The sequence below is a fragment of the Cobetia sp. genome (assembly GCF_983723665.1).
Genome location: NZ_CFDJES010000009.1, coordinates 1 through 1966, shown reverse-complemented (window position 1 = coordinate 1966; position 1966 = coordinate 1). Strand labels below are relative to the sequence as shown.

Sequence of the window (1966 nt, the reverse complement as noted above, 5' to 3'; positions counted from 1 at the left end):
GGGGCGGTCAGGGGGCGGTCAGGGATGGTCAGGAGGGGGAGGCGGGCGAGGCATCGAGGGCCGGTGGCGGCCAGCGACAGGCGGGCGTTCAAGACTGTGGGTTGGCGAGGCCGGTTGGTAAAAGCGCTACAGTGCGGTAGAACATGGAGGGGCAGCATGTCGATCTCAACGTAGGTTGAACGTTGCGCCGATGGTCGAGAGTTGAATGACAACGAACAATAAAACAAGGGGTTAGCATGAAACGATCACCTGGTAAGGTGCTGTTGGCACTGGGCGTCATCGCCGTGCCGGTCATGGCGAATCAGGCCCAGGCCGCCGTGTCGGAAGAATGTCGCACGGTGCGTTTCGCCGAAGTCGGCTGGACGGACATCACGGCCACCACCGCTCTGACGCGTGCCGTGCTGGAGGGGCTGGGCTATGAGACGACCTCTGACACCATCTCGGTGCCGATCGCCTATGCCGGCATGAAGAATGATGACTTCGATGTCTTCCTGGGCAACTGGATGCCGTCGATGGCCTCCATCAGTGACCCTTACATCGACAAGGGGCAGGTCGATCGCCCGCGCGCCAATCTGGAGGGCGCGAAATACACCCTGGCGGTGCCGCAGTACGTGCTGGATGCCGGCGTGACCTCGGTGGCGGACCTTGCCGACAATCTCGAGAAGTTTGATGGTCGCATCTACGGGATAGAGGCGGGCAACGACGGCAACATGATCATTGCCGACATGATCGATGACGACGCCTTCGGCATGGGCGAGTTCGAGATGATCGATTCTTCGGAAGCCGGCATGCTGGCGGAAGTGAAGTCGAAGATTGCCGCCGAGGAGTGGGTCGTGTTCCTCGGTTGGGAACCGCACCCGATGAATACCCGCTTCGAGATGGGCTATCTGGAAGGGGCCGATGATTACTTCGGGCCGAATCTGGGTGGTGCGACGGTGTATACCAATACTCGCGCGGGCTACAGCGAAGCATGCACCAACGTCGGGGCCCTGCTTTCCAATCTCGAGTTCACCCTGGAGATGGAAAACCAGCTGATGGGCGACATCATGGATGGCGGCGAAGACCCGGATGATGCGGCGGCCAGTTGGCTCAAGCAGAACCCGCAGGTGCTGGAGGCCTGGCTCAAGGGAGTCGAGACCGTGGAGGGGCAGCCTGGCCTTGCCGCGGTGAAGACATCGCTGGGTATCTGATCGGCCCGTCGGGCTCGTCTGTTGAGCTTTTGATAAAAAGTGCTTGCAATTCAGCAGCCTGACCTGCAATATACGCCTCGTCGTGTGGCTACATAGCTCAGCTGGTTAGAGCACATCACTCATAATGATGGGGTCCCCTGTTCAAATCAGGGTGTAGCCACCAGTGATTCCAAGGCCTGCATCCGTGCGGGCCTTGTCACATCTGGATGTCGCTTCGTGCGCTTTCGGAGGTGGATCCGGCAGGAGGAATCGAGCGAGTTCTGCGGTGGTCTGAATGGCCGAAGGTGGTTGACGCCATTGAGTATTTCCGTATAATTCGTCGCGTGTTCAAGGTTGTTCCTCGATAGCTCAGTTGGTAGAGCAAATGACTGTTAATCATTGGGTCACAGGTTCGAGTCCTGTTCGAGGAGCCAATAGCACATGCAGCATGCTTGAAATGTCAGCCTGATAGCATCCATGATGATGTCACTGACAGATGGATTTCCGGTTGTTCCTCGATAGCTCAGTTGGTAGAGCAAATGACTGTTAATCATTGGGTCACAGGTTCGAGTCCTGTTCGAGGAGCCAATCCAAGGCTTCCTGCCAATGCCGGAAATGACGCTGATAGATGAGTTCCTCGTCGTCAGCTTCGATATCGCCCTGATATCGATCGATATTTTGTTGTTCCTCGATAGCTCAGTTGGTAGAGCAAATGACTGTTAATCATTGGGTCACAGGTTCGAGTCCTGTTCGAGGAGCCAATATCACTTCCCTGCTTCCCCTCGTGTTCTCTGTTG

General features: G+C 57.0%; 1 protein-coding gene and 4 tRNA genes. All 5 read left to right on the top strand.

All coding sequences use genetic code 11. The annotated features are described in order from the left end of the window. Positions 1-236: 236 nt before the first annotated feature. The 5 genes from AC4FAH_RS02045 (at position 237) to AC4FAH_RS02025 (ending at position 1930) form a co-directional block, all read left to right on the top strand. Entirely contained in the window at positions 237-1190 is a 954-nt protein-coding gene (locus AC4FAH_RS02045) for a choline ABC transporter substrate-binding protein (RefSeq protein ID WP_404813662.1), read from the top strand. Positions 1191-1276: 86 nt separating this feature from the next. Continuing rightward, positions 1277-1353, top strand: a tRNA-Met gene (locus tag AC4FAH_RS02040). 174 nt (positions 1354-1527) lie between these two features. Then, positions 1528-1603: transfer RNA gene (locus AC4FAH_RS02035), tRNA-Asn, on the top strand. A 78-nt stretch (positions 1604-1681) separates the two neighbouring features. Further along, positions 1682-1757: transfer RNA gene (locus AC4FAH_RS02030), tRNA-Asn, on the top strand. Positions 1758-1854: 97 nt separating this feature from the next. Then, positions 1855-1930 (top strand) — tRNA-Asn (locus tag AC4FAH_RS02025). The last annotated feature ends 36 nt before the right edge of the window (positions 1931-1966 follow it).